This is a genomic window from Ramlibacter sp. 2FC (genome assembly GCF_005503345.1).
In the GTDB taxonomy this organism is placed as follows: Bacteria; Pseudomonadota; Gammaproteobacteria; order Burkholderiales; family Burkholderiaceae_C; genus SCMQ01.
The window spans coordinates 1-1,575 of record NZ_SCMM01000128.1; the positions used below are offsets into that span (position 1 = coordinate 1).

A 1,575-nucleotide genomic window follows, 5' to 3' on the forward strand; every position below is an offset into this window, starting at 1 on the left:
CATGCTTGTCTTATATGGATGCCTCCCGGATAGCAAGAAGAATTTGTGTTGTGCTGCGAAGAAGTCGGCTGCGTCCTTATATCCGGCCTTGATTGCGTGGTTCACCTGGTTGCCCAGGTTGGCCCGCTGGCCCCGATGCATATCCGCTGACAAGCGCCTCATCTCCTATCGCGGACTTTTGACGTCCGTACAAGCATTCAGGTTTAGCTCGCCCCGGTCTGACCTGTTTCACATCACTTCACTCTTTGCTGCCTTGCTAGCCTTCAAAGGCTGACCATATCCTTTCCGTGAGGTTGGTTGATAAATGGACCACCGGTTTGTCACGCCGCTTGCGGCCTGACGCTTTGGTAGCCTCGTTGGTAATCCTGCTGTTTGGCCGCCACGGCCCAGATCGTGCGGGCCATCTTGGCCGCCTGCGCCACGATCACCACACTGGCGGGCCTGCGGCCCTTGAGCCCTTCAAGCCAGGGCCCAGGCTCCTTGGCGTGGCTGAGCACGCTCCTGGCGCCATGAATGAGCAAGGTGCGCAGGTAGGTGTCGCCGCGCTTGGAGATGTTGCCTAGGCGTACCTTGCCGCCCGTGCCGGTTTGCTGGGGCACCAGCCCCAGCCAGGCGCAGAACTCGCGGCCTGATTTGAAGGCGCTGGCCTCTCCCATGGTGGCAATGGCCGCCGTGGCCGTGAGCAAGCCCACGCCGGGAATCTGGGCGATGCGCTGCATTTGCGGGTCCTGGCGCAGCTGCAGCCCCAGCCGTTTTTCGATCCTGACGATGTCTTCGCCCAACGCCTTGATGCGCGCCACTTGCTCGCGCAGGCTGTCGGCCACCATCTGGGGCAGTTGGCCGCTCAAATCGGCCAGCGCCTGCTCGACTTCGCTCAGCATGGCCTTTGTGCCTTTGGCAAAGATGGCTCCAAATTCGTAGAGCAGCCCGCGCAAGGCGTTGGTCTGCATGGCGCGCATCTTCATCATGAGTTCGCGCTGGCGGTGCAGCGTCAGCGTGGCCTGCTGAGTCGCACTCTTGACACCGACGAACTTCACGCCGGGCTGCTGCACGGCCAGCCAGATCGCCCGGGCGTCCGTTGCATCGGTCTTGTTGCCTGAGACGAAGGGGCGCACCGCCTTGGCGTGCAGCAATCGCACGCCGTGGCCCAACGCCTGGAGTTCGCGCGCCCAGTGATGCGCGCCGCCGCAGGCCTCCATGGCGACCAGGCACGGCGCCTTGTTGGCCAAGTGTTCCAGCGCTTTGGCGCGTTTGATCTGCACGTTGATGATCTCGCCCGTGCTCATGTCCACCGTATGTAGCTGAAACACATGCTTGGCAATATCGAGACCCACGACCTGCTGGCCGTTCATGGTGCCGATGATTTGTCCTGCGTTCATACCTGTATTACGATTCATGACGGATCCTCTATGGTGTTTGTGAAGACCTTGGTCTATCACGCCTTGGGCACATTGATGCCGTATCCATCAGAGGATCCACCCCGCCTGCGCGGCGTCTCCTTCCTGACTAACGACTGTTTCATCTCAGCGCTCCAATTTCCTTCCCCTTGGGGAGGGAGGCATCCATAGCATCTCC

General features: G+C 60.9%; 1 protein-coding gene. It reads right to left on the minus strand.

The features are described 5' to 3' along the window. Positions 1–320: 320 nt before the first annotated feature. Positions 321–1,352, minus strand: a complete 1,032-nt coding sequence (locus FFS10_RS22850; protein WP_137896895.1) for an IS110 family RNA-guided transposase — start codon at positions 1,350–1,352, stop codon at positions 321–323. Between the last annotated feature and the right edge of the window lie 223 nt (positions 1,353–1,575).

Coding starts and splice junctions, on each gene's coding strand:
- FFS10_RS22850 (WP_137896895.1), bottom strand. CDS start 1,352: ATGAACGGCCAGCAGGTCGTGGGTCTCGATATTGCCAAGCATGTGTTT.